This is a genomic window from Hyphomicrobium methylovorum (assembly GCF_013626205.1).
In the GTDB taxonomy this organism is placed as follows: Bacteria; Pseudomonadota; Alphaproteobacteria; order Rhizobiales; family Hyphomicrobiaceae; genus Hyphomicrobium_B; species Hyphomicrobium_B methylovorum.
The window spans coordinates 1,157,012-1,181,346 of the sequence record NZ_QHJE01000001.1 but is presented as its reverse complement, the minus strand read 5'-3'; the positions used below and the strand labels follow the sequence as shown (position 1 = coordinate 1,181,346).

Sequence of the window (24,335 nt, the reverse complement as noted above, 5' to 3'; positions counted from 1 at the left end):
CGAGTCGTCAGCCTCCAGCAAGAACTGGCCGCCTTACCTGTGGTCAAAGAGACAATTAACCCGTGGATTGAAGGCCATTGAGCCACGGCGGTTTTCATCGCTGTTGGGGATGAAATGTGGACGACGTTCGAAAGGTTTTGCGCTGTTGCATCGTGCCCTCAGTCAGCGGGCGAAAAATCCGGTGGCGCGAGATGAAAACCATCGAACGAGAACGCTGGCGCAACCGTACATCCGACCAAAGTCCACGCTCCAAGACTGAGCGCGCTTTGCCAATGTCCCTTCGGCACGACGGCTTGCGGCTTTTCTCCGGCGATGAGATCGGGGCCGAGACGAACGGCCTGCATCGGCCCGCCCTGCGCTGAGCATTGAAGCAACAGCGGCGCGCCCGCGTAGTAGTGCCAGACCTCTACGGCGTCGACGGAATGCCAATGTGAGCGTTCGCCTGCGCGAAGCAGAAAATAGATCGCGGTCGACGCGCCGCGTTCGCCGTTTTCCGAAACATCGCGGAACGTCTCGCGAAAGTGACCGCCTTCGGGATGCGGCTCAAGTTGCAGGATGTCGATGATCTCTTCCGCAGAAAGGTCGCGGGCCATGGCCGCCTCCCTAGTGGATGCGCGGGCGCGTGCGTCACGCTTTGTCTTTGAGCTGTCGTAGTCGCGCGAAGACTTCCCAGTCTTCTGCGTGCAAAAGTCCGAGACGGGAACGGATCGCCGGTGATCCAACCCGAAGAAACGGATTGGTCGCTTTCTCCTGGCCGACCGTCGTCGGCAGGGTCGCCGATTTCGCGGCTCTCAGGCGCTGCACCTCGTCCGCCCGCGCAACGAGCGCTTCGTTCTCGGGCTCCGCCGAAAGCGCGAAGCGCGCATTGTTCGCTGTGTATTCGTGCCCGCAGTAAAGGCGTGTGTCGTCAGGCAGCGCGGTGATTTTCGAAAGCGAGTTCCACATCATCTGTGCGTCGCCCTCGAACATACGGCCGCAACCGAGCGAGAACAGCGTATCCCCCGTGAACGCGATGCGATCATCCGGAAAGACATACGTGACATGACCGAGCGTATGACCGGGCGTCTCGATTACCTCGACTGGGTGGCCCGCAAATGTGAGACGTGACGCTTCCGAGACACCCTCGGTAGACTCGGAAATGCGATCGATTTCAGCATGCGGTACGATGACCGCAGCACCATATTCCGCCTTGAGTTCGGCGATTCCGGCCGTGTGATCGGTGTGGTGATGCGTGATGAAAATATGGCTGAGATGCCAGCCCCGCTCCGCCAACGCAGCTTTGATCGGTGCCGCATCCGGCGCGTCGATGACGGCTGTCTCATTGGACGCAGGATCATGCAACAACACGGCATAGTTGTCGGATAAACAGGGGAGGAGAAGGATTTCAAAGGCTTCCATGCCTCCAAGTCTGGTAGAGGTCACGCCGACTGTCAAACGCCTAAAGCGGCTCTGCGACGCAAGTTGAAGACGATCGATTGAGTAAGACCACGGACTGGACCGATGGGACCGCTGCGGGCAAGATCGGATCGCCGTAACTTTTGAAGTGTTCTTCATGCCGATGGATGTCGGAAATCTTCGAGATTTTTATCGCACGCCGCTCGGCCGGCTGGTCCGCCGTGAGCTGACGCCTGCCATTCGCGCGCGATGGAAAAACCTCGACGGCCTGTCCGTTGCGGGCGCGGGTTTTTCCGCACCCTATCTCGGCACGTTCCGTCTCGAAGCTGCGCGGCTCGCTTGTCTTATGCCCGCGCGCCAAGGCGCCATCGTATGGCCGCGCATGGGCGGTTGCCATTCCGTCCTTGTCGGTGAAGCGCAATGGCCGTTGCCTGACAATTCAATCGACCGCCTACTCGCCGTACACTGTCTGGAGCAGGCGGAACGCCCGGAGCCGCTATTGCGTGAGATGTGGCGCGTGTTGAAGCCTGACGGCCGCATATTGGTCGTCGTTCCAAATCGGCGCGGGTTGTGGTCGCGGCTCGATCGCACGCCATTCGGTTACGGACTGCCTTACAGCCGCGCACAGCTTGAAACGCAGTTGACTGACGCGATGTTCACGCCGAGCGATTGGGGCGAGGGGCTGTTCTTTCCGCCGTTCCGCAATCGCTTTCTGCTGCGCACCGTTCCGGCGCTTGAGCGGTTCGGGGCGGCGATGTCGATCGGCGTAGCGGGAGTCATCGTCGTCGAGGCGACGAAAGAAGTCATGGCGCCGATTGGTGGAAACTTGAAACTCAGCAAGGCCACGGCAACGCGGCAAACTGCGGACACGGCTGGCGCTACGGGTGTGCGCCGCCGTTAGCTCGATGAGCTTCGCAGCAGAAACACGGCCTTTTCCCCAAACAGGTTCTGCATCGAAAGCGACCATTTGATCGGCAGCGGCCGGCCATAGTCGCTGAACGCCACCGCGCGCTCCACCTTTGCATCGATGCGCTCGCAAAGATCCGCAAAGTCGCGAATTGTGCAGAGATGCGCGTTCGGCGTCAGATACCAAAGATCGGGCAAGTTATCGTTGACCGGCATGCGTCCGCCGAACGCCAGAGAAGAGCGCACGCGCCAATGCCCGAAGTTCGGAAACGAAACGATGGCGCGCTTGCCGATGCGAAGAAGATTTTCCAGCACGGTCTGCGGTTTTCGCGTCGCCTGAATCGTCAGCGACAGGATCGCATAATCGAAGGCTTGATCGGGATAGTTGTCCAGATCGCGGTCCGCGTCGCCCTGAATGACCGATAGTCCGCGCGCCACGCAGGCATTGACCTTGTCGCGTTGAAGTTCGACCCCGCGTCCGTCGACGCCGCGTTTTTCCGACAGCAGCCGCAACAACTCTCCGTCGCCGCAGCCAACATCGAGCACACGCGATCCCGCTTCCACCATCTCGGCAATCAGCATGTGATCGACGCGGGCTTTCGCACCGTCGGTTGTGAAGAGATCTGCTTGGCTCATGCCGTGGTCTCCGTCGCCGGGGGCAATCCGCGCTTCAGCGCGGCGGCATTCAGGAAGCCCTTAACGGTGGCGTGGAAGGTCGGCTCTTCGAGCAGGAACGCGTCATGCCCCTTGTCGCTCTCGATCTCGACGAACGACACGTTGGCGGCAACCGCATTGAGAGCTTGCACGATGCGGCGGCTCTCGCGCGTCGGATACAGCCAGTCGGATGTGAACGACACAATGCAGAACCGGGTCTGCGTTCCACGAAACGCATTCGCCAGCACGCCGTCGCGGCCTTCGCGTAAATCGAAATAGTCCAGCGCACGCGTGATGTAGAGATAGCTATTTGCATCGAAGCGATCGACGAACGTCGAACCTTGATGGCGCAGATAGCTCTCCACCTGAAAGTCAGCGTTGAACGAGAATGTCAGCGACGAACGATCCTGAAGCGCGCGGCCGAACTTTCGATGCAACGCATCCTCGGAAAGATATGTGATGTGCGCCGCCATGCGCGCCACGGCGAGACCGTTGCGCGGAACCTTACCTTCGGCGTGATAGTTTCCGCCGGCCCAATCCGGGTCAGCCATAACGGCCTGCCTGCCAACTTCATGAAACGCAATGTTCTGCGACGAATGCCACGCCGCCGTTGCAATGGGCACGGCAGCGAACACGCGATCCTTGAAGCGCGATGCCCATTCCAGAACCTGCATGCCGCCCATGGAACCGCCGACCACCGCGAAAAGCTGATCGATGCCGAGGTGATCCATCAGGCGCGCCTGCCCTTCCACCATGTCGCCGATGGTGATGATGGGAAACTGCAGCCCGTAGGGTTCTCCCGTTTTCGGATTAATGGACGCAGGACCGGTAGACCCCATGCATCCGCCGAGCACATTCGTGCAGATGATGAAGAAGCGGTCCGTATCGATGGGTTTTCCCGGCCCGATAATGTTCGCCCACCAGCCGGGTTTGCCCGTGATCGGGTGACGACTGGCAACGTACTGATCGGCCGTCAAAGCATGGCAGATGAGAATGGCGTTGGATTTGTCCGCATTCAGTTCGCCGTAAGTCTCATAAGCGATCGAAAACGGCGCCAGATCCTGCTGGCACGCCAGACGCAGCGGCGCGCTCGCGTCGAAATGCACCACCTGGCTCGACGGCGTGTGCACTTCCGAGTGTTGCCGGGCAACCGAGGCAATAACGTCAGGCGGTGCGGCGCTCATGTATTGGCCGGTTTCTCATGGGTTAAGGGCCGGGCGGTGCGCCGGACCGAGCGTCGATTAAGTCACATTAGACTTTGATTTCAAGTACCGATGCCCCTATCAATGCGCGGCCAATCGCAACTCTTCATAATGGTTCAAAATATGGTGACGACGGCTCCGATCGCCCGTCCGGGAATCCTTGATATTGAGGCCTATGTGCCCGGCGAAAGTAAAACGTTGGGTTCAGTCGAGCCAGCGAAGCTGTCGTCGAACGAAACGCCGCTTGGCCCGAGCCCAGCCGCAATCGCCGCATTCCAGTCGTCGGCAGCGTCTCTCGAGCGTTATCCTGACGGTCAGGCAACCGCTTTGCGTCGTGCAATCGCCGCCCGCTACGGCCTTGATGCCGGGCGCATTGTCTGCGGCTCCGGGTCCGACGAACTCCTGGGGCTTTTGGCCCGCGCTTACCTTGGACCGGGCGATGAGGCGATCTACACCGAGCACGGATTTCTGGTGTACCGCATTGCCATTCTCACCAACGGCGCAACGCCGGTCATCGCGCCCGAACGCGGCCTGAAGACTGACGTGGATGAGATCCTCGCGCGCGTAACCGATCGCACGCGCGTTGTGTTCATGGCCAATCCGAACAATCCAACGGGAACATACATCCCGATCGACGAAGTGCGCCGCCTGCGCGCCGGTCTGCGGCCCGACATTCTCCTGGTGCTCGACGCAGCGTACGCAGAATACGTCAGCCGCAATGACTACGAAGCGGGCGTCGAACTCGTCGCCACGACGACGAACACGGTCATGACGCGCACGTTTTCCAAAATCCATGGGCTCGCGGCTCTGCGTGTCGGCTGGGCCTACTGCCCGGAGAACGTGGCAGACGTGCTCAATCGCATTCGCGGGCCGTTCAATATGTCGGCCCCGGCGATCGCCGCTGGAGCCGCCGCGATCGCCGACATCGCGCACATGGAACATGCGAAGAGCCACAACGACGAATGGCTGCCGCGCGTCGTGAACGATCTTGAGCGCCTCGGTTTGAAGGTCACGCCGAGCGTGACCAATTTCGTGCTCTTCCACTTCCCGGAAGGCAGCAAGAAAACCGCCGCCGGTGCCGACGAACATCTGAAATCGAAAGGCGTCATTCTACGCCGTGTCGGCGCATACGGATTTCCGAACGCGCTTCGCATGACCATTGGTTCGGAAGCCGACAACACCCGCGCAATCGCGGCGCTGGCTGAATACCTCAAAGGCGCCGCCTGATGAGTGAAGCAAAAAACAAACCGGCCACGCCGATGTTCAAGCGCCTGGCGCTCATCGGGATAGGCCTCATCGGCTCTTCGATCAGCCACGCCGCGCGGCGGGCGGGCGTTGTGGGAGATATCGTCGGCTGTTCGCCAAGCGCCGCAACGCGCGAAGCCGCAGTTCGGCTGGGCCTCGTCTCGCAGGCATTTGCGGACCCGGTTGACGCCGTGAAAGATGCAGACCTCGTTATCCTGTGTTCGCCGGTCGGAACGTACGAGAAGATCGCCGCAGCAATCGGTCCGCATCTCGAACCGGGCGCAATCGTGTCCGACGTCGGCTCAGTCAAGGCCGCGCCCGTGCGCGAAATCGGGCAGCACATTCCCGAAGGCGTTCATTTCATCGCCGGGCATCCCGTTGCGGGCACCGAGCAATCGGGACCTGAAGCAGGCTTCGCCGAGCTCTTCGATGGACGCTGGTGCATTCTGACACCTGACGACACAGCCGATAAAACGGCACTCGCGAAGCTCGTCACGTTCTGGGAAGCGCTCGGTTCACGCGTCGAGATGATGTCGCCACAGCACCACGACCTCGTGCTCGCGATAACGAGCCACGTTCCGCATCTCATCGCCTACAACATCGTCAATACGGCCGCGCACCTCGAACGCGTGACCGACAGCGAGGTGATCAAATTCTCGGCTGGCGGCTTCCGCGATTTCACGCGCATTGCTGCATCCGATCCGGTGATGTGGCGCGACGTGTTTCTGAATAACAAGGAAGCGGTGCTCGAAATGCTCGGCCGCTTCTCGGAAGACTTGGTCGCCCTTCAGCGCGCCATTCGCTTCGGCGATGGAGACATGCTGGAAAAGACATTTACGGATGCACGCTCGGTTCGGCGCGGCATCATTCAGGCGAGCCAGGACACGCCGCAGCCTGACTTCGGCCGCCACGGCACGAAAGAGCGATCGAGCTGATCGCATCTTTCGAAGCACGAGTGAAAGCGCTGGCGGAGTCGCCAGCGCCAAGCAAAGAGATCAGGCCGAGCGCGGCCCAATCGAAAATTGCGCCGTGATGAGATCAGTTTCGACGGCACGCGCTTCTTGCGGCGTCGAAGCCAGCAGGTGAATGTGCACCTCGTCAGCGTTCAGTGAAGACGCATGCTGACGGATTTCAGCGAGGTTCGTCGTCGCGCAGTGATTGGAAAGACGACCAATCGCGAGCACGCTGCGTGTCGCTTTATTCGAGCGGCGAACGAGAATGTAGTTCGCGTCTTCCAGCGTCGGACAATCGAACACGCTGTACACCGTATGCACATACCGCTTGCCCGAAGCGCCGGTCCAGAAATGGAATCGCGGCGAAGATTCAGAAACCGGCACTGACGCGGGCTCGCTGGCCTGCTCGGACACGAGACCCTCACGCCGCATACGAACATCGGCCAGCCAAATGATATCGGCACTCATAACGCACACCCCTGATCGGCGAATTCCGCCGTAGACTGCTTTTGAGTCTTTGATACCGTCCCCAGTGTGAGGAATCGTGAACTTTGGATCGAAAATTTGACGGGCCGGGGGGACGGCGCTCGGCGTGGTCAATGAGGTGTTGAGAACGACTCAAATTGTGCACAGCTTTGTCTCGTCCGGCTGCGTTCCGCGGCCGAAATTCTCAACGCGCGCTAACACATGAGGCGTTCAACGGGAAAATGTTCGGCGTTGATGCGGCGAGAGCGGACAAAGGACACGAAAGAGTGCCCGGTCTGAGGTTAATGCCAGCGCGTCAACCGCATCGCGAGTAAGAGCAGCTCGCGCACGTCCAGCAACCCTCAATCATTCGTAAAGACCGCTCTCCGCACTGGGGGCAAGCACGCGCGCCCGTGAGCGATGGACCGTGTACACCGGCGGCACCCACCGTAGCGTTCTGCGGATGTCCACCGGCTTCGGAGATGAGTGGCGAAGCCGAAGCTGAACGCCGCTGTGCATCGGGCAGATTTTCGCTGTCCGCTTCGCCCCCTGCGAGAAACCCGATATGGTGCAAGTGCTGTTCGATAACGTCGCCGATGGCCGCGAGCAGGCTCGGAACATATCGCCCGTCCATGAAGCGCCCGCCCTCGGGATCGAACACCGCCTTTAACTCCTCGGCAACGAATGCCACGTCGCCGCCCCGCCGGAAGACAGCGCTGATCATCCGCGTCAGCGCCACCGTCCACGCGTAGTGCTCGAGGTTTTTGGTATTGATGAAAATTTCAAACGGACGCCGGCGCCCGTCGCGGACGATGTCGTTGATGGTGACGTAAAGCGCGTGCGCGCTCGCGGGCCATTTGATTTTGTAGGTGACGCCTTCGAGTGCCGCGTCCCGCTCAAGCGGCTTCGTCATGTAGACAACATCGCCTGATCGCGCAGACGCATCAGCGGGCGAAGAGTGGGCGAGGGGAGTGACGCCAGACTGTGCCGGTGCAGAACTCTCGGTGGCTGAAGGCGCGGGCGCGCGCGAGAGCACGGCGCCCGTTACAGGGTTGGGTCGGTAGGTCGTGCAACCCTTAAGGCCTAAATCATAGGCTTCGACGTAGATGTCGCGAAAGCGCTCGAAGCTGATGTCTTCCGGACAGTTGACCGTCTTTGAAATAGCGCTGTCGACATAGGGCTGCAGCGCCGCCTGCATGGCGACATGCTCGGCGGGTTGCAATGTCTCCGCCGTCACGAACGCTGGCGTCAGCGGCGTTTCCTCTCCAAGACGTTCGCGGAACAAGCGGTGCGCGAAGTCTTCAACCGTTTCCTCTTGCGCCGTGCGGTCGGTGCCAAGAACGCGGCGCTGGAAAACGAAATCGAAGACCGGCTCGATACCGCTCGACACGTTTCCGGCCAGAAGCGAAATCGTACCCGTCGGTGCAATCGACGTCAGACAGCCGTTGCGTATGCCGTGCGCGGCAATAGCTGCGCGCACATCAGGATCGAGTTTCGCGATATTCGGCCGGTCAAGAAAAGCTTGCGCGTCGTAGAGCGGGAATGGTCCCTTCTCCGCGGCGAGGGCCGCACTCGTGCGATAAGCGCCGTTTTGAATGATGGCCATCCATTCCGCCGCGCGCTCACGCGCCTCAGGACTTCCGTAGGGGAGGCCAAGAAAGATCAAGGCATCGGCCAGCCCCGTAACACCGAGCCCGATGCGCCGCTTCGCGCGCGCTTCTTCCGCCTGCGCCGTCAGCGGGTAGCGGGAAATATCGATGACGTTGTCGAGAAACCGAACAGCGGTCGCGACGCGCGCTTCAAGCTTTGCAACGTCAATACGCGCGTTCGGCGTAAAGGGATCGATCACCAGCCGCGCAAGATTGATCGAGCCGAGGAGGCATGCGCCGTAGGGCGGCAACGGCTGCTCCCCGCACGGATTGGTCGCCGCGATCGTCTCGCAATAGGAGAGATTGTTGAGCGCGTTGATCCGGTCGATGAAGATCACGCCGGGCTCGGCATAATCATACGTCGCGCGCATGATCTTGTCCCATAGCGCCCGCGCGTCGACGGTCTTGTAGACCTTCCCTTCGAAAACCAGATCCCAGGATGAACCCGTCCGCACCGCATCCATGAACAGGTCGGTGACGAGAACGGAGAGGTTGAAATTCCGCAAGCGATCCGACTGCGCCTTGGCCGCGATAAAATCCTCAATGTCGGGATGATCGCACCTGAGCGTCGCCATCATCGCGCCGCGCCGCTGACCCGCCGACATAATCGTCCGACACATCGCGTCCCAAACGTCCATGAAGCTGACAGGACCAGACGCATCCGCGCCGATGCTCTTCACAGCCGCGCCGCGCGGCCGAAGCGTCGAGAAATCGTGCCCGATGCCGCCACCGGCCTGCATCGTCAACGCCGCTTCCTTGACGCTATCGAAGATGCCGGAGAGATCGTCGGGGATCGTCCCCAGAACGAAGCAGTTAAAGAGCGTGACGTTGCGATCCGTCCCAGCTCCCGCGAGGATGCGCCCCGCAGGCTGAAAGCCGAAATCCGCCATCGCCTCGTAGAAAGCCTCAGCCCATTTCTGTTGCTCGCGTTCGCCGCCCTTTTCAGCGAATGCCGCAGCTTCCGCTACGCGCCGGAACGTGTCTTCCACGGTTTCGTCCGCAGGCCGCTCCGCCGATCCGGCAAAGCGATACTTGCGCCGCCAAATGGCGTCGGAAATGGCAGGCAGCTGGAGCGAAGAAACGGGCATGACACGTCCAAATATGGGGATCGCGAAGGCCATTCACAAATGATTGTTCACTATATGTTCTATGTCAGAAATGCGCAAGCCCCTTCGCGACCTACAACCCAAAAAATTCTGCCGATATTCGAGAATTCGCAGCTAATTCGCCTGCGTGGCGGAGATCGCCAGCGGCGGCGGATTGGGCTCGCGGCTCGCTTCCTCGATAAGTCGCCGGCTCGCCGCCTCGATATCGCGCTCAACGCGTCCGCGGAATTCTGCGCGCGGCAGGCCAGGGGGGACCGCTGGCAAAAACTCGACAACGATCGTCCCCGGGTAGCGCCACAGGCTGCGGCGCGGCCAGAAGAGGCCCGAGTTGAGCGCCATCGGCACCGCGGGGACACCAAGCGCCTCATACAGCGCGACGTAGCCCGGCTTGTAGTCCGGCGCAGCGCCCGGAATGGTGCGCGTTCCTTCAGGGAAAATAACAACCTCGCGCCCCGCACTCAGACGCTGCCTGGCATCCTGGATGAGCCGCTTCAGTGCCGCCGACGCCTTCTCTCGTTTAACGAGAATGTGCTCGAACTTGATGCAGAACCAGCCATAGAACGGGATCCACTTCAGTTCGTCCTTGAGCACGATTGCGGGATCGCGAAACAGCGGCACAAGCCCGAACGTATCCCACGCAGATTGATGCTTCGCGATGACCAGGCATCCGCCACTCGGCAGATTGTCTTGACCCCGCACCTCGAACTTCGTTCCGCAGATCAACCGGAGTAGCCAGACCGCAGTCCGCCCATGAAGCTCGAGTCCCTTCATTGCCCAGGCACGCGGCCCGAGAAGCAACCAGGAGCCGAGCACGAGATACAAAGCGGTGACGATGTAGAAGACGCCGCCGTAAACCAGCGAACGAATGATGACGGCCGCGCCGGGACCTTGAGACGTCTGATCAGCCATCGGCATGCTTCGGTCCGGCCGCTGCCACTGATTCCCCGTCGCGCCAATCGAGCACCCGTTGTGCGGTCAGACGCGCCATGGCTGGCAGATATTTGAGATATTCTGAAAGCAGCACGCGCGTCGTCGAAGCGTGTAGCCACCACGTTGTCTCCGGCACGCGCCGCGGCGTCACCGCGTAGGGAATGAGCGTCACACCCGGCATCGCCAGCGCCAGCTCCGCAAGGCTACGCGGCATATGATAGCGCGAAGTCACGATGATGAGCTTCGTATAGCCATTGGATTTTGCCCACGTCCGCGTCTCATCCGCGTTGCCAACGGTATCGAGCGCCTCATAGCCGAGGTCGACGCAGCAGTTGAAAGTATCGGTCTGAAGGTTGAGCAGCCGCCGCATTTCTTCGCGCGTAACCTTTCGGTTTACGCCGGAAATCAGCATGCGCTTGGCGCGGCCTTCGCCGAGCAGCTTGGCGCCTGCTTCCATTCTGAGTTCGCCACCAGTCAGCACCACGATGCCGTCAGCTTTATCCAAGCCGCTAGCATCGTCGCGCGTAACAGTCACCGCGAAGATCACGAACCCGAACGCCAGCGCCGCCGTCGAAACCGCGAGCAACAGAACGAGCCATTTCCAAATCGTTCTCATCGCGAAATGGGTGCGGGATGGCGTCGGGAAAAGCAAGTGCGCCAGCTATCCGCACGGGTGATTCTATCACCGATCCGTGCGATCTGGGCCATTCGGGCCGCCTCGAAAATCCCCCGCATCAGTCCCGCGCCTCCGTTAGTGGCGGCCGTTCAGGATGCGGTAAACCCCGACGCGTGAGGTAATCATGCACAGCCCCGCGATCGTCACCACGACGAGGCCCAGAATAATATAGCCGAGAGCATCGAGCGACCCGGCACCGATCAGCCGCTGCACCTCGACGGCACTGACGGCCCCGCCCCCGAGCAATTCGGTGATGGTAGGCATGCCCATGAAAACGAGCATGGCAAGCGTCGCCCCGACAATGCCAGCCTTGATCCCGAGACGCAGAAAATGCTTTTCGAACTCGCGCGCGATGAACTTGTCCGTCGCGCCAACGAAATGCAGAACCTCTACGATCTCGCGGTTGGACGCCATGGCGCTGCGGGTGGCAGAAACGATGATGGCGGTCGTTGCCGCACCGACGAGCGCCAGAATGGCAAGGCCACCAAGCGCCAGCGATCGGGTGACGGCGCGAATTTGGTGTTGCCAGCGCCGATGGTCGTCAAGCGATGCACCTTTGAAATCGCGTTTAAGAGCGGAGCCGACTTCGGTGAGGTCCGGCGGTGAATTGCGATCGACTTCAACAGCGATCAGCCGAGGAACGGGCAGCGATTTGAGAGCGTCTCCACTGCCGAGCCAGGGCTGCAGCAAATCGGCGGATTCTTCGAGCCCCAGCGGCCGCGCGTGAACGATGCCATGTTGCTTTTCGAGATAGTTGACGACGTCCGCCACAGCTTTTTCGATATCGGCATTTTCCTGCGGCGTGACCTGAACGGTCACTTCGCTGGAAATGTCCTTAAGCCAGGCGTCGGACGATTCCTTGATCATCCAGACGGCGCCCGCTGTCAGGCAGGCGAGGAAGCACATGATGGCGATAACGAGAGTCAGCGAACGCCCCGTCACGGAGCCCGGCGGCACCACCGGCGCCGTCACCTTCATCTTGCGCCCGTTGTCGCTCTTGCGCGCGGGCACATAAAGATCGCTCGTCGTTTCGTTGCCGGAGGGATATCCGCCACCGTCGTGGCGCGCGTATGCCATCGAGGACGGAACGTCCACGGGGTCATCATAGGACTCATAGCCCTGCGCCGAGATCGCAGGCTCGTCATGCCCGGGAAAGCGGCTAGATGATGCGGACATGACCCTTATGCACCTCGATACGCGGCGCTTTGAACTGCCGCATAAGTTGATGGTCGTGCGTCGCGATGACGACCGAAGTTCCGAGACGGTTCAACTCGACGAACAGGCGCAGCAGACGCCGCGCCATTTGCGGATCGACGTTACCGGTCGGCTCGTCGGCCAGCAGAACTTCTGGCTTGCCGATGACCGCCCGCGCGATCGCAGCCCTCTGTTTTTCTCCGCCCGATAGCACAGACGGATTAGCATACATTCGATCGCCAAGACCAACCCATTGCAAAAGGTCCGTCACGTCTTCGCGGTAGTCTGCGGGCTTCTTTCCAACGACCTGAAGCGGCAACGCCACGTTTTCCCAGACGGTGAGATGATCGAGCAGCCGGAAATCCTGGAATACGATGCCGATGCGACGGCGCATCTGCGCGCGCTTCTGCGGCCGGACCCTCGTAACGTCCTCACTGAACATTTGAATTTTGCCATGGCTCGGGTGCAGCGACATGAACATCATGCGCAGGAGCGATGTCTTACCGGCACCAGATTCGCCATGCAGAAAGTGAAATGAACCGGGACGGAGGTGGAACGTCACGTCGGTGAGGACATCCGGCCCGCTGTCGTATTTCAGGCCGACATTGGTCAATCGGATCACGGGGAATCAGCCTTGGCAGGTTATCTTCGGGTCTCTTCGAGGGCTCCGAGCGTGTATAGACACGGGCTAGCCGGCTTGATCAATCGATTACGATTGTGGCGCCGTCGTGTACACAGGAACCTTACACCCAGCCCCGGCCGGGGCTTTAGTCAGGACCAGCAGGATTTTGCATGCCGGATAGGAACGCTGAATTGCGCATCGAGACGATTTACTCCGCCGACCAGATTCGTGCCCGCCTTGAGACACTTGCCGGTGAGATCGCCGCGGCCAAACCCCAGAATCTCCTCGTCGTGCCGGTTTTGAAGGGCAGCTTTGTTTTTGCTGCAGATTTACTGCGCGCACTCCATGCTGCAAACCTGACCCCTGAGGTCGATTTTCTGACGCTGTCGAGCTATCGCAAAAGCCGGACTTCGCTCGGCCAGGTCTCGATCCTGCGCGACCTCGACCTCGATGTTCAAAATCGTCACGTCATCCTGATCGACGATGTGCTCGATTCAGGGCGTACACTGGCTTTTGCCAAGGATTTGCTCTCCGCCCGCGGCGCCGCCCGGATCGAAACGTGCGTGCTGCTCGACAAGAATGCGCCCCGCGCCGTCTCGATCGAGGCCGATTATTGCGCGTTTACCTGTCCAAATGTTTTCGTGGTCGGCTACGGTATGGACGTGGCCCACAGATACAGGGAACTTCCATTTGTAGGGCGGCTTGTCGATTAAGCCGGAAAGGCGTCGAGAGAGGTGGCTGAGACATGGCGACTATTCTGCTCGCGGATGACGACGCCGCCGTGCGAGATCTCGTGCGGCGGGCCCTCAGTTCGGAAGGGCACACCGTTCACGTCACCCAGGACGGTCAAGAAGCTCTCGAACACATGGAAAGTAACGCCACCAGCATCGACCTGCTCGTGACGGACGTGGATATGCCTCAGCTCGACGGCATATCGCTCGCGGAAAAAGCTCTGAAGCTAAGCCCGCAGCTTGCCGTGATTCTGATGTCGGGTTTTACGGATCAGCTAGAGCGCGCGGCGCGCCTACGTGCGCGTCGGCTTCTGTCGATACCGAAGCCGTTCACGCTCGATCAAATCAAGCAGGTCGTGAGAGCCGTTCTGGTCTGATGCGAAGCATCAGAAGAGACGAAGCAGACGACAAGGTAATCAACCGCCCGTCAGGCTCATGTGCCGAGATACCGATGGCACCTTTGTCCGCCTGTCGATGATGAAGTCATGCCCCTGCGGCTTGCGCCCGATGGCTTCAACAATCGCTGCATCGAGCAGATCGTCGTTTTCAGACGCACGCAATGGCGTTCTGAGGTCAGCCGCATCATTCTGGCCAAGGCACATGTAAAGCGTGCCGGTGCAAGTCACGCGCACGCGGTTGCAGCTTTCGCAGAAATTGTGCGTCAACGGCGTAATGAATCCGAGCCGGCCGCCCGTCTCTTTCACGGTGACGTAACGCGCTGGGCCGCCGCTGCGATAGGGCGAGTCTTCCAGCGTATAGCGGTCCATCAGCCGTGCGCGAACGATTGAGAGCGGCAGATATTGCGAAGTCCGATCTTCGCCGATGTCGCCGAGCGGCATCGTCTCGATCAGGGTGAGGTCTGCACCGCGCCCGTGCGCGAACTGCACAAGATCTGCGATCTCGTCTTCGTTGACGCCTTTGAGCGCTACGGCGTTGATCTTGATTTTGATGCCGGCCTTCTCGGCTGCATCGAGGCCCCTCATGACCGTAGAGAGGTCGCCCCAGCGAGTAACCGCTTTGAACTTCTGCGGATCGATCGTGTCGATCGAAACATTGATGCGCTTAACGCCCGCCGAACTGAGATCGCCCGCAAGCTTTTCCAGCTGGCTGCCGTTCGTCGTAATCGCCACTTCCTGCAGGGCACCACTATCGAGATGCCGCGAAAGCGAGCGGAACAGCCACATGATATTCTTGCGCACGAGCGGCTCACCGCCGGTGATGCGAAGCTTCCTCACGCCGCGGCGTATAAAGGCCGTGCACAGCCGGTCCAGCTCCTCAAGCGACAGAAGATCGCGCTTTGGCAGGAACGTCATGTGTTCGGACATGCAGTATACGCAGCGGAAGTCGCAGCGGTCCGTAACGGACACGCGCAAGTACTCGATCCCCCGGCCAAAGGGATCGACAAGTGGTGCCGCTATCGGGGCACTTTCGCCTGACATTTCTGCAGTCTCCGCAACGTCGCGTCTCATCGTTTCATATAGAAAGCGGAAACGTCAAGGGTAGTACTTCGGGGGTTGTTAGGCGCGTACTTTCACACTTTTAAAGGGTCCCAGCGTCCCTTCGATCACTTTTGCAATGGCGCCGACATCGTTCAGGTTAAGAACGGGTTTTCCGTTCCCATCGATCTCGTAGTCGGCGGCAATAGCCAGAACGTTGGGGTCCCCGGCCGCCAGCAGCTTTTCGGACGCAACTGCAGCCCGCCGAACCTCGATCTTCGGGATCGCAGCGGATTTATAGCCTTCGACCAGAATAATATCGGCCGGGCCAAGTCGAGACGCGACCGTCGCGAGCGCTGGCTCTCCGGCCGAATCGATTTCCTCGATCAGCGCAACACGTGAACCCGACACGATAGCCGTTTCGGCCGCCCCCGCAGCGCGGTGACGTGCCGTGTCGCTTCCCGGCGCGTCGATATCGAACTTGTGATGCGTGTGCTTGATCGTGGCGACGCGCAAACCCTGTTCGGCGAAATGTCGCGTGAGCTTTTCAATCAGCGTTGTCTTCCCGGAATTCGACCAGCCAGCAATTCCGAACATCGGCATGGACGAAGAAGGAGCGTTGGACGATTGGGACATTGAGGCTCGCTTTTCAGGGTTTTGTCAGCACCGCTTGTGCGGCCGCAAGGTCGTCAGGCGTGTTGACGTTGAAGAACGGATCGATGGCCACGCCATTAATCTCGCGCATTGGAAAGGTCACTGCAACTGCGTTCAGCGTTTCCGTTAGAGCGTTGACGCCGAGAGCATGCCGCTGCAGCGCATCAGCGATTTGCTCCCGGATCGAAACCGGCCAAAGCGCGATCGTCGGATGCCGCCGTCCGCGCGACGTGGCGATCGCGATGCGGTCCCCGCGGTGCGCGTTGAGCCTTTGAATGAGATCGTCGGGCAGGAAGGGAGAGTCGGTCGATGCTGTCGCGACAACCGAAAAACCGGCCTTTTCAGCCCTGTCGATGGCGGCGAGGACGCCACTGAGCGGTCCGAGGCCGGGATATTCGCCATCGCTAAACGTTTCGAGCCCGAACGCAGCGAATCGCTCTTCGTCTCCGTTGGCGTTTAACGCCAACTCCCTCACCTGCGGACGAAGCTGCGCGATGACATGCGCCAGAACCGGCAGCCCAGCCAAATCCGCCAACCCCTTGTCGCCGCCCCCAAATCGGCGCGACTGGCCCCCTGCCAGGATGACACCAGGAATTCGCTGCTTCTCCACCATGGCGACACGCTAAGCGGGGGCAGAGGCCGCCGCAAGTACGTGTTAAGCGTAAAGTCGCACGCGAATTCCTTCGAAACCATGCTCTGGTCGCCGAAGCGTTTCGCGGCTACCATGCCGCCAAGTTCCGCTTTCGGGCGGCATGAACTGCGGCGGCACCGCTAGGGCCGCCGTTTTGTTTATGGGGCAACGCATCTTGCGTGACCGGCGACGAACGCGATTGAAACGATCTGAGAGAGGAGTCCATGCCTACCGGCGATGGCAGTAGTTTGACCGACATATTTGGTATTATGTCGGTCCTCATCCTTGTGGCTGCGAATGGCTTTTTCGTTGCTGCAGAATTTTCCCTCGTAGCGATACGGCGTAGCCGTGTTGCCGAACTTGTAGCAACGGGACGGGCAAACGCCGCCGTTCTGCAAAGAGCCGTCGATAGTCTCGACGCTCATCTCGCCGCTACTCAGCTCGGCATTACGATTTCCTCTCTCGCTCTCGGCTGGATTGGCGAACCGGCACTGGCGCATCTCATACAACCTTGGCTGTCAGCGCTTCCAGGTTCCTGGGCGACGGCTGGATCGCACGCGATTGCCGTCGCGATTGCGTTCGTCATCATCACGGCGTTGCACATCGTGTTGGGTGAACTCGCGCCGAAGAGCCTCGCGCTACAACGGAGCGAAGCGACCGCGCTCGCGATTGTCCGCCCTTTGCGGTGGTTCCTGTTCTTGCTGCGCCCGGTCATTCTGGCTCTCAACAATCTCGGTAACCTCGTCTTGCATCTTTGCGGCTTACAGCCTGGAGCGGGCGAGGGCGCGCTGCACTCGTCCGAAGAACTGAAGATGCTGGTCGAAGCAAGCCAGAAGGCGGGCTTGCTGGAGCATCAGCAGCAGGAAGTCGTTGCGCGTGTTCTCAACATTGGCGATCGGCGCATCGCCGACATCATGACGCCACGCCGCGACGTCGAGTGGATCGACGTCGACGATCCTCACGACGTCATTCTCAAAACGATCCGCGAGTGCCGCCACGATCAGTTGCTTGTCGGCAAAGGTACGATCGACGAACCGCTCGGCATGATCCTGAAACACGATCTGCTCGACATGGTTCTAGAAGGACGCCCGATCGACCCGTTGTCCGTCGTGCGTGAGCCGATGAACGTGCACGAGGCGACGACGATCTTCCGCGCGCTCGACCGCTTTAAGGATGCGCCGTCGCGTCTCGTTTGCGTCATCGACGAGTATGGCACGTTGAACGGCATCGTCACTCAGACCGATCTGCTGGAAGCCCTTGCAGGCGAACTGCCGGACGAAGAAGAGGAAGCGCCCTACGTCGTAGAGCGGCAGGACGGGTCGCTTCTCATCGATGGAACCATGTCCGCACACGACGCATTCGATCGCCTCGGCATCCGAACGCGTCCGGAAAGCGGCATTTTCCATACCTTCGCCGGCTTCGCCCTGTTCCGTCTCGGCCATCTCCCGGAAACCGGAGAGCGGTTTGTCTATGAAGATTGGCAGTTCGAGATCATCGACATGGACGGACGCCGGATCGACAAGATCCTGGCAACGCGCGAGCAACCCGCCGACTCTTCAGGAGTGTCCTGACGTATCATAACCCGGAAATGGCGTGGAGCGGGGCAATGGCTTCCCTCCCGCCGAGTCACGACCTATATCGATTACATGGAAGCGCCTGGCGCAGCGCGATCCAATCCAGGAGAAGTCGTACATGCCCGTCGAAAAAGACGAAGTGCTCTCTGCGCTTCGTAGAGTTAAAGGCCCCGATCTTTCAGGCAATATCGTTGAACTCGGTCTCGTCTCTGAAATCTTCATTAAGGACGACCGGGTCTATTTCTCGATCACAATTCCCGCCGATCGCGCCAATGAGCTTGAGCAGCTTCGGCTTGCTGCAGAGAAGGTCGTTTCCGGCATTCCGGGGGTCGTGGGCGTTACCGCTGTTCTGACTGCAGAAGCAACGGAATCCACGCCGCGCAAAACGGTTCTGCCAATCAATCGTCCCGAACATGCGCGCGTTCGCGCAGCGCGTGAAAAAGGCGCCACGGGCGACGGCGCCGGTCCTCGACAAGCAGCGGCCGCTGCAAATGCAGGCCAAGCGTCTAAGGCACAGCCCGTCCCCGGTGTGAAGCACATCATCGCCGTCGCGTCCGGCAAGGGCGGCGTGGGCAAATCGACGGTTGCCGTAAACCTCGCGCTCGGCTTGCAGGCGATTGGCCTGAAAGTCGGCATTGTCGACGCGGATATTTATGGCCCATCGCAACCGCGTCTATTGGGCGTAACTGGCAGGCCGCAAGTCGCGCACGGAAAGGTCATCCAGCCGCTGACGGGTTGGGGCCTCAAAGTTATGTCGATGGGTTTCCTCGTTGATGAAGGCACGCCGATCGTCTGGCGCGGCCCGATGGTGACATCCGCTCTCAGCCAGATGTTGCGCGAAACGGATTGGGCGGGCGACGCAGGCGATCTGGACGTCCTCATCATCGATATGCCGCCCGGCACCGGTGATATTCAGCTCACCATTTCGCAAAGCGTCCCGCTTGCTGGCGCCGTCATCGTTTCAACGCCGCAGGATCTCGCGTTGATCGATGCGCGCAAGGGCATCGCGATGTTCAAACGCGTCGAGGTTCCGATCCTCGGCATCGTCGAAAACATGAGCTATTTCCTCTGCCCGAAGTGCGGCGAACGCTCAGACGTGTTCGGCCACGGCGGCGCACGTGAAGAAGCGCGCTCGCTTGGCGTACCGTTCCTGGGCGAGGTGCCGCTGCATATGGACATCCGCGAGACGTCCGATAGCGGCAAGCCGGTTACTGTCGCCGAGCCGGAAAGTGTTTACGCGAAAATTTTCCGCGACATCGCCGCCAATGCCTGGAGCGAGGTGGAACGCGCCAAGGGAACGTTGACGCCGCCGCCCCATCTCGAAATCGCGAACGAGGGAACGGTTCTGAAGGCTGCGTTCCCTGACGGCCGCAGCTTCGAGCTTCCGGCAGAGTTTCTGCGCGTCGTCAGTCCGTCGGCTGAAGTTCAGGGCCATTCGCCCTCGCAACGCGTCACCGTTCCGCGCAAGAAGCACGTGAAGATCGTGAACATGACGCCGGTCGGCAATTACGCGACGCGCCTCATCTTCGATGACGGCCACAACTCCGGGCTCTATACGTGGGGTTATCTGCACCTCATCGGCCGCGAGAAAGAAGAGCGCTGGGGCAAATACCTCGAGGAGCTTTCCGCGAAGGGCCTGACGCGCGAATAGCGCGTCGGTCATCTTCTCGTATCGAACATTGTAAAAAGCAAAAGGGCGCGAGATCTGAATCTCGCGCCCTTTGAGTTTATGCGTTGCAATAAGGCTTACTCAGCCGGTTCGCGCTCAAGCGAGGCCATGGCGTCTTCGGCACGATCGTAAACGCGCGTCTGCAGCCCGCGCCGCCGCAGCGCATCCTGCAGCTTGTCACGCGTGATCACGCTCGTCGCGTAACGGGCGACGTTCGCGTAGTGGGTCTTCTTCAGATACGCGACCATGTTCGCATAGTCGTCATACAGGTCTTCGGCGATCCGGCTGCGGTCCTGATTGACGACAGCGTTGACGCGGCGGCCCGCTGCCGTGCAGGCATCCGAGATTGCCTTCTGCAGATCGACGACATCTGACTTCTTGCGCACGCTCCAGGATTTCAGATTGACCGAAAGCAGATTGCTTGCCGGATCGTAGCTGATCCGCTCGCTGAGCTTCAGGTTCATCAGATCGGAAAGTAGGTCCATCGGCGCGTCGCTAAAGAGACGCGGGTCCATCGTGTCTGGATTGTGAATATGCGGCTTGAACGCCATGTGCGCGAGAATATCGCGATCAATGTCGATGCCCGGTGCAACTTCAATCAGTTCGAGACCGTGCTCGGTGAGCTGGAACACGCAACGCTCCGTCACGTAGATCACCGGCTGCGAACGCTGAGCAGCATACTGCCCCGCGAACGTAACCTGCTCGACCTGCTTCACGAACTTCCGCGCCTTGCCTTCCTTGATGATCTTGAGCTTGCCATCCTCGATAGCGACCTCAAGCCCACCGGCGGTGAACGTGCCAGCGAACACGACCGCACGCGCGTTCTGCGAAATGTCGATGAAGCCGCCGCAACCGTTCAGGCGGCCGCCGAACTTGCTCGTGTTGACGTTGCCAAGGCTGTCGCATTCCGCCATGCCAAGGCACGTCAGATCGAGACCACCGCCATGATAGAAGTCGAACATCTGGTTTTGATCGAGAACCGAATGCGCGTTGAGCGATGAGCCGAAGCTCGATCCGCCCGCAAGCACGCCGCCGACCGCGCCGGCTTCCGTCGTCATAACGAGATAGGGCGTCACGCCTTCTTCGTTCGCAACGTTTGCCACGCCATCCGGCGCGCCAACGCCGAGGTTGATTACCCCGTTCGGCGGCAGTTCGAACGCCGCGCGCCGCGCGATGATCTTGCGCTCGTCGAGCTTCATTTTCGGCAGGCTATCGACCGTCACGCGAACTTCGCCCGCAAGACCCGGATCGTACATGACGCCGTAGTTCATGCGATGCAGTTCAGCCGTTTCAGCAACGACGACGCAATCCACGAGAATGCCCGGAACTTTTACGTCCTTCGGCTTGATCGAACCGTCAGCAACGATGCGCTCGACCTGCGCGATAACGATACCGCCGTTTGCGTGCGCAGCCATTGCTTGCGCAAGCACATCAAGCGTCAGCGCTTCCTTCTCCATGCTGAGGTTGCCCAGCGGATCGGCGCTCGTCGCGCGAATAAGTGCGACGTTGATCGGTGTCGCCTTGTAGAAAAGCCACTCCTTGCCTTCAACTTCGACCAGTCGGACTAGGTCGTCCTTCGTGACCGAGTTGACCTTTCCGCCGCCGAGACGCGGATCGACGTAAGTGTGCAATCCGACTTTTGTGAAAAGGCCGGGACTGCCAGAAGCACAGCTCCGGTAGAGTTTGGAAATGACGCCCTGAGGCAGGTTATAGCCTTGGATTTTGTTGTCCTGCGCGGCCGAGGCAACTTTCGGCATGCGCCCGAAGTTGGCGGCGATAACGCGCTTCAGCAATCCGTCGTGATGAAGCCGGCCGGTGCCGAGCCCTTTGCTGTCGCCCGCACCCGCGCACATGATGAGCGTCAGATCGCGCGGCGCGCCAGTTTCTACAAACCGCTTCTCAAGCGCAGCATGCAGGCTTTCCGGGATACAGCTTTGAACGAATCCCGTCGTCGTAACGACATCGCCATCGCGAATCCGCGCAATCGCCTCATCCGATGAGACGACCTTATTCTTATTGATGCTCATCCTTAGGTCCTTCCCCGTGTCGCCCTTCTTTTTAGTTACGGCTGGGCTATGTCGGCCCGCGTTACCGAAGGGTGTTCGTTATTGTCGTGAACTTCCGGTTGCTGACTTTAGCGAATTACATGAGCTCAGGTATGCTTGCCCCACTCAACAGGGTAACCACGCGCTATCCGAGTGCTCCTGGTGATTTTTGCCGCACCCAGCGATGCTTTTCCGGGTGGGCTGATATCCGCAACTGCCACGTTGGATACGTGATAGAGAGCGCTCGATGAACGAACTATTTCGCCGCAATCTCATCCCGCTGATCGTCGCGACGGCCCTGTTCATGGAGAACCTCGACGCGACGGTTCTATCCACGTCGCTTCCCGCGATCGCCACGGACCTCGGCGTCAATCCCATTAACCTGAAACTTGCGCTAACCACGTACCTGCTGGCGCTGGCCGTGTTCATTCCGGCCTCCGGCTGGATGGCGGACCGCTACGGCGCCAAGAATGTATTTCGAGCGGCCATGGTCGTATTTGCGCTCGGCTCGATTGCCTGCGCTCTCTCGACCGGTCTGGCCTCGCTCGTGGCGGCGCGCATCCTTCAGGGAATCGGCGGGGCGATGATGACGCCGGTCGGCCGCCTGATCGTTCTCCGAACCGTGCCGCGGATGGAGATTATCGGCGCCATGGCGTGGCTCTCTATCCCGGCTTTGGTCGGCCCGGTGCTCGGGCCCCCGCTCGGTGGTTTCATCACCACGTATTTCAACTGGCGCTGGATCTTCTGGATCAACATTCCAGTCGCGGTCGCGGGGCTCATTCTCATCACGCGCTACATTCCGGATGTGCGGGAGGATGCGCCGTCGAGTTTCGATTTGACCGGCTTTCTTCTCGTTGGTCCCGGCCTGTCGCTATTCCTGACCGGCGTCACGCTAATGGGCGTGGAACTCGTTTCGGCCGAGACGAGCTTCGCTGTCACGATAGCTGGAGCCGCGCTCCTCGTAGCATACGTCTGGTACGCGCTCCGCACGCCAAATCCGTTGCTCGATCTGCGGCTCCTCACAATCCCGACGTTCCGGGCCGGTGTCGTTGGCGGCTTCCTGTTCCGCACAGGGCTTGGTGCAAGTCCGTTTCTTCTGCCGCTGCTGTTCCAGGCGGGATTCGGCCTCACCGCGTTTCAAAGTGGTATGTTGACGTTCACGACGGGCCTCGGCTCGCTGGTCATGAAAACGCAGGTCGCGAAAATTCTGCGGCAGTTCGGGTTCCGCCGCGTTCTGCTGTTGAACGGCGCGGTTGCCACGCTGTTCGTCGCGGTGCCGTCGCTCTTTACCGTCGAGACATCCGTGTTCGTAATCATCGCGCTGTTCGCCGCCGGAGGGCTGTCGCGTTCGCTGCAATTCACGAGCCTCAATACGTTGGCTTATGCAGACGTCCCGCCCGAAAATCTCAGCCGCGCGACGAGCTTCGCAGCGGTTGGTCAAAACCTGGCAGGTTCGGTCGGCGTGACGATCGCGGCGTTGGGATTGGAATTCGCCCAGCTCACACTTGGTGGCGGCCCGTTGGCATTGGCGCATTTCCCGCCGGTATTCGTCTTGATGGCGGTGGTCTCGTCGCTGTCGCTCTTGCTGTTCATGCGGTTGCCGAGTTCAGCAGGCGCATCGCTTTTGCCGACCGACGCGCTGAAAGCCGCCGAGCCCGCGAAGGGCGTCGCGCGCCTCACCGAAGGCCCGCTTCCCTAGAAGCTCAATCTAGCGCTGGCGGCCGGCTCGACGAAGGAGCGTTGCCAGCGCCAAAGAGAAAACCTCCGGCCGGCTCGACAAAGGAGAGTCGCTAGCGCCAAGGAGAAACCTCCCTCAGGAAGGCCATCGATGCCTGCCCCGCGACTGCGCTGGCGGCCGGCTCGACGAAGGAGAGTCGCCAGCGCCAAAGGAGACTCTCTCCACGCAGAAATGCCGCGACCGGAAATCCGATCGCGGCACTTGCTGATAAGGTGGATCGAGGCGGTTTAGGCCGCCTTCGCCTGTGCCTTCTGGCGCTGTGCGCGGCGCGGTGCTTTCGGCACAACGCGCAGTGCAGGCAATTCAACGTCGGACAGTGCCCGTTTACGCTGAATGACCGCTTCACGTGCTCCGAACGCATCCGCAAGAACGAGCAGCGCCACTTCGGGCTTCAGCCCGGAGCAACCACGCGCGTCCACCGCGGCGAATCCAGATCGCGAGCATGCCTGAAGCGAAATCTGACCCGAATCCAGAACAGCCACGCCCGAAACGCCGCCACCGGCGACGCGATCGAGATGAAGGCTCTTAAGTTTCCTGCCCAGGCTTTCGACAGCACGCTTTGTCGCACGCTCGGCCGACTTAACGTCGTCGAGGCGCTTTGCGCCGTGAAGGTCGATATAAATCGTAGTCCCTGCAGTACAAATACTTCGCTCGGTGCTCGGACTCGGATTCCGGTCCTGAACTTCTACGTTGAACGCAGCGCGCGAATAATCTTCCTTTTGGGCGGTGCTTGAACGAGTCAAGTCCATCCCCAATTGGAAGAGGGTGTCATTAAAGGCCATATGACCCTCCCCAACCAGCAGATAGGTTTGACTCGCCCGCTCCTTACCTCATTGGCTCTGGAAAACCTCGACCATGTT

General features: G+C 60.3%; 23 protein-coding genes. 8 read left to right on the top strand and 15 right to left on the bottom strand.

Annotated features, from left to right (window positions below; all coding sequences use genetic code 11):
• Positions 1-158 precede the first annotated feature (158 nt).
• Positions 159-593: a cupin domain-containing protein gene (locus DLM45_RS05795; protein WP_181336237.1), complete on the bottom strand. Its 435-nt coding sequence runs from the start codon at positions 591-593 to the stop codon at positions 159-161.
• Between the two features lie 34 nt (positions 594-627).
• Positions 628-1,398 (bottom strand): hydroxyacylglutathione hydrolase, encoded by a 771-nt coding sequence (gene gloB / locus DLM45_RS05790; protein WP_181336236.1) that lies wholly within the window; start codon positions 1,396-1,398, stop codon positions 628-630.
• Positions 1,399-1,552: 154 nt separating this feature from the next.
• On the opposite strand from gloB, the gene DLM45_RS05785 reads away from it, so the two are divergent.
• Positions 1,553-2,296, top strand: a complete 744-nt coding sequence (locus tag DLM45_RS05785; protein WP_181336235.1) for a class I SAM-dependent methyltransferase — start codon at positions 1,553-1,555, stop codon at positions 2,294-2,296.
• Here the strand turns inward: DLM45_RS05785 and metW are convergent.
• Both metW and metX read right to left on the bottom strand, forming a co-directional pair.
• Positions 2,293-2,937 (bottom strand): methionine biosynthesis protein MetW, encoded by a 645-nt coding sequence (gene metW, locus DLM45_RS05780; protein WP_181336234.1) that lies wholly within the window; start codon positions 2,935-2,937, stop codon positions 2,293-2,295. The genes DLM45_RS05785 and metW overlap by 4 nt on opposite strands.
• Positions 2,934-4,139 carry a homoserine O-acetyltransferase MetX gene (metX, locus tag DLM45_RS05775; RefSeq protein WP_181336233.1) on the bottom strand — a complete coding sequence of 402 codons (1,206 nt, stop codon included), beginning with the start codon at positions 4,137-4,139 and terminating at the stop codon, positions 2,934-2,936. Before metX ends, metW begins: the two co-directional genes overlap by 4 nt.
• Positions 4,140-4,280: 141 nt before the next feature.
• On the opposite strand from metX, the gene hisC reads away from it, so the two are divergent.
• Together hisC and DLM45_RS05765 are read left to right on the top strand one after the other, a co-directional pair.
• A complete protein-coding gene (hisC, locus tag DLM45_RS05770) occupies positions 4,281-5,384 on the top strand; it encodes a histidinol-phosphate transaminase (RefSeq protein ID WP_181338197.1) in 1,104 nt (367 codons plus the stop codon).
• The gene (locus DLM45_RS05765) at positions 5,384-6,337 is read left to right on the top strand and encodes a prephenate/arogenate dehydrogenase family protein (protein WP_246317170.1); all 954 of its coding nucleotides are present in this window, start codon (positions 5,384-5,386) and stop codon (positions 6,335-6,337) included. Before hisC ends, DLM45_RS05765 begins: the two co-directional genes overlap by 1 nt.
• A 60-nt stretch (positions 6,338-6,397) precedes the next feature.
• Here DLM45_RS05765 and DLM45_RS05760 read toward each other — a convergent pair whose 3' ends face one another.
• From DLM45_RS05760 to ftsE, 6 genes are all read right to left on the bottom strand, one after another.
• Positions 6,398-6,823 carry a hypothetical protein gene (locus DLM45_RS05760; RefSeq protein ID WP_181336232.1) on the bottom strand — a complete coding sequence of 142 codons (426 nt, stop codon included), beginning with the start codon at positions 6,821-6,823 and terminating at the stop codon, positions 6,398-6,400.
• Between the two features lie 313 nt (positions 6,824-7,136).
• A complete protein-coding gene (locus DLM45_RS05755; RefSeq protein ID WP_181336231.1) occupies positions 7,137-9,557 on the bottom strand; it encodes an adenosylcobalamin-dependent ribonucleoside-diphosphate reductase in 2,421 nt (806 codons plus the stop codon).
• 132 nt (positions 9,558-9,689) lie between these two features.
• Complete coding sequence (locus DLM45_RS05750) at positions 9,690-10,484, bottom strand: lysophospholipid acyltransferase family protein (protein ID WP_181336230.1); 795 nt, start codon at positions 10,482-10,484, stop codon at positions 9,690-9,692.
• Complete coding sequence (locus tag DLM45_RS05745; protein WP_181336229.1) at positions 10,477-11,121, bottom strand: YdcF family protein; 645 nt, start codon at positions 11,119-11,121, stop codon at positions 10,477-10,479. Before DLM45_RS05745 ends, DLM45_RS05750 begins: the two co-directional genes overlap by 8 nt.
• A gap of 135 nt (positions 11,122-11,256) precedes the next feature.
• Positions 11,257-12,357 (bottom strand): cell division protein FtsX, encoded by a 1,101-nt coding sequence (locus DLM45_RS05740; protein WP_181336228.1) that lies wholly within the window; start codon positions 12,355-12,357, stop codon positions 11,257-11,259.
• A complete protein-coding gene (ftsE, locus tag DLM45_RS05735) occupies positions 12,341-12,997 on the bottom strand; it encodes a cell division ATP-binding protein FtsE (protein ID WP_181336227.1) in 657 nt (218 codons plus the stop codon). The genes DLM45_RS05740 and ftsE overlap by 17 nt, the downstream gene beginning before the upstream one ends.
• A 170-nt stretch (positions 12,998-13,167) precedes the next feature.
• Between ftsE and hpt the strand changes: the two genes are divergently transcribed.
• Together hpt and DLM45_RS05725 are read left to right on the top strand one after the other, a co-directional pair.
• Positions 13,168-13,710: a hypoxanthine phosphoribosyltransferase gene (gene hpt / locus DLM45_RS05730; protein ID WP_181336226.1), complete on the top strand. Its 543-nt coding sequence runs from the start codon at positions 13,168-13,170 to the stop codon at positions 13,708-13,710.
• Positions 13,711-13,742: 32 nt separating this feature from the next.
• Positions 13,743-14,105: a response regulator gene (locus DLM45_RS05725; RefSeq protein WP_181336225.1), complete on the top strand. Its 363-nt coding sequence runs from the start codon at positions 13,743-13,745 to the stop codon at positions 14,103-14,105.
• 39 nt (positions 14,106-14,144) lie between these two features.
• On the opposite strand, the gene moaA is transcribed toward DLM45_RS05725, so the two are convergent.
• From moaA to mobA, 3 genes are all read right to left on the bottom strand, one after another.
• Positions 14,145-15,167, bottom strand: a complete 1,023-nt coding sequence (gene moaA, locus DLM45_RS05720) for a GTP 3',8-cyclase MoaA (protein WP_181336224.1) — start codon at positions 15,165-15,167, stop codon at positions 14,145-14,147.
• Positions 15,168-15,245: 78 nt separating this feature from the next.
• The gene (mobB, locus tag DLM45_RS05715) at positions 15,246-15,800 is read right to left on the bottom strand and encodes a molybdopterin-guanine dinucleotide biosynthesis protein B (RefSeq protein ID WP_246317169.1); all 555 of its coding nucleotides are present in this window, start codon (positions 15,798-15,800) and stop codon (positions 15,246-15,248) included.
• A gap of 13 nt (positions 15,801-15,813) precedes the next feature.
• Positions 15,814-16,431 (bottom strand): molybdenum cofactor guanylyltransferase MobA, encoded by a 618-nt coding sequence (gene mobA / locus DLM45_RS05710; protein WP_181336223.1) that lies wholly within the window; start codon positions 16,429-16,431, stop codon positions 15,814-15,816.
• Between the two features lie 242 nt (positions 16,432-16,673).
• Between mobA and DLM45_RS05705 the strand changes: the two genes are divergently transcribed.
• Both DLM45_RS05705 and DLM45_RS05700 read left to right on the top strand, forming a co-directional pair.
• Positions 16,674-18,020, top strand: a complete 1,347-nt coding sequence (locus DLM45_RS05705; RefSeq protein WP_181336222.1) for a hemolysin family protein — start codon at positions 16,674-16,676, stop codon at positions 18,018-18,020.
• 121 nt (positions 18,021-18,141) lie between these two features.
• Positions 18,142-19,674: a P-loop NTPase gene (locus DLM45_RS05700; RefSeq protein ID WP_181336221.1), complete on the top strand. Its 1,533-nt coding sequence runs from the start codon at positions 18,142-18,144 to the stop codon at positions 19,672-19,674.
• A gap of 95 nt (positions 19,675-19,769) precedes the next feature.
• Here the strand turns inward: DLM45_RS05700 and DLM45_RS05695 are convergent, their stop codons facing one another.
• Positions 19,770-21,713: a malonate decarboxylase subunit alpha gene (locus tag DLM45_RS05695; protein WP_181338194.1), complete on the bottom strand. Its 1,944-nt coding sequence runs from the start codon at positions 21,711-21,713 to the stop codon at positions 19,770-19,772.
• Between the two features lie 271 nt (positions 21,714-21,984).
• Between DLM45_RS05695 and DLM45_RS05690 the strand changes: the two genes are divergently transcribed.
• Positions 21,985-23,436, top strand: a complete 1,452-nt coding sequence (locus DLM45_RS05690; protein ID WP_181336220.1) for a DHA2 family efflux MFS transporter permease subunit — start codon at positions 21,985-21,987, stop codon at positions 23,434-23,436.
• A gap of 266 nt (positions 23,437-23,702) precedes the next feature.
• Here the strand turns inward: DLM45_RS05690 and DLM45_RS05685 are convergent, their stop codons facing one another.
• Positions 23,703-24,257 (bottom strand): S-adenosylmethionine decarboxylase family protein, encoded by a 555-nt coding sequence (locus DLM45_RS05685; RefSeq protein WP_181336219.1) that lies wholly within the window; start codon positions 24,255-24,257, stop codon positions 23,703-23,705.
• Positions 24,258-24,335: the final 78 nt, after the last annotated feature.

Bases quoted from the DNA above. Each gene is read 5' to 3' on its own strand.
- DLM45_RS05795 (WP_181336237.1), bottom strand. From the start codon at position 593: ATGGCCCGCGACCTTTCTGCGGAAGAGATCATCGACATCCTGCAACTT.
- gloB (WP_181336236.1), bottom strand. From the start codon at position 1,398: ATGGAAGCCTTTGAAATCCTTCTCCTCCCCTGTTTATCCGACAACTAT.
- DLM45_RS05785 (WP_181336235.1), top strand. From the start codon at position 1,553: ATGCCGATGGATGTCGGAAATCTTCGAGATTTTTATCGCACGCCGCTC.
- metW (WP_181336234.1), bottom strand. From the start codon at position 2,937: ATGAGCCAAGCAGATCTCTTCACAACCGACGGTGCGAAAGCCCGCGTC.
- metX (WP_181336233.1), bottom strand. From the start codon at position 4,139: ATGAGCGCCGCACCGCCTGACGTTATTGCCTCGGTTGCCCGGCAACAC.
- hisC (WP_181338197.1), top strand. From the start codon at position 4,281: ATGGTGACGACGGCTCCGATCGCCCGTCCGGGAATCCTTGATATTGAG.
- DLM45_RS05765 (WP_246317170.1), top strand. From the start codon at position 5,384: ATGAGTGAAGCAAAAAACAAACCGGCCACGCCGATGTTCAAGCGCCTG.
- DLM45_RS05760 (WP_181336232.1), bottom strand. From the start codon at position 6,823: ATGAGTGCCGATATCATTTGGCTGGCCGATGTTCGTATGCGGCGTGAG.
- DLM45_RS05755 (WP_181336231.1), bottom strand. From the start codon at position 9,557: ATGCCCGTTTCTTCGCTCCAGCTGCCTGCCATTTCCGACGCCATTTGG.
- DLM45_RS05750 (WP_181336230.1), bottom strand. From the start codon at position 10,484: ATGGCTGATCAGACGTCTCAAGGTCCCGGCGCGGCCGTCATCATTCGT.
- DLM45_RS05745 (WP_181336229.1), bottom strand. From the start codon at position 11,121: ATGAGAACGATTTGGAAATGGCTCGTTCTGTTGCTCGCGGTTTCGACG.
- DLM45_RS05740 (WP_181336228.1), bottom strand. From the start codon at position 12,357: ATGTCCGCATCATCTAGCCGCTTTCCCGGGCATGACGAGCCTGCGATC.
- hpt (WP_181336226.1), top strand. From the start codon at position 13,168: ATGCCGGATAGGAACGCTGAATTGCGCATCGAGACGATTTACTCCGCC.
- DLM45_RS05725 (WP_181336225.1), top strand. From the start codon at position 13,743: ATGGCGACTATTCTGCTCGCGGATGACGACGCCGCCGTGCGAGATCTC.
- moaA (WP_181336224.1), bottom strand. From the start codon at position 15,167: ATGTCAGGCGAAAGTGCCCCGATAGCGGCACCACTTGTCGATCCCTTT.
- mobB (WP_246317169.1), bottom strand. From the start codon at position 15,800: ATGTCCCAATCGTCCAACGCTCCTTCTTCGTCCATGCCGATGTTCGGA.
- mobA (WP_181336223.1), bottom strand. From the start codon at position 16,431: ATGGTGGAGAAGCAGCGAATTCCTGGTGTCATCCTGGCAGGGGGCCAG.
- DLM45_RS05705 (WP_181336222.1), top strand. From the start codon at position 16,674: ATGCCTACCGGCGATGGCAGTAGTTTGACCGACATATTTGGTATTATG.
- DLM45_RS05700 (WP_181336221.1), top strand. From the start codon at position 18,142: ATGCCCGTCGAAAAAGACGAAGTGCTCTCTGCGCTTCGTAGAGTTAAA.
- DLM45_RS05690 (WP_181336220.1), top strand. From the start codon at position 21,985: ATGAACGAACTATTTCGCCGCAATCTCATCCCGCTGATCGTCGCGACG.
- DLM45_RS05685 (WP_181336219.1), bottom strand. From the start codon at position 24,257: ATGGCCTTTAATGACACCCTCTTCCAATTGGGGATGGACTTGACTCGT.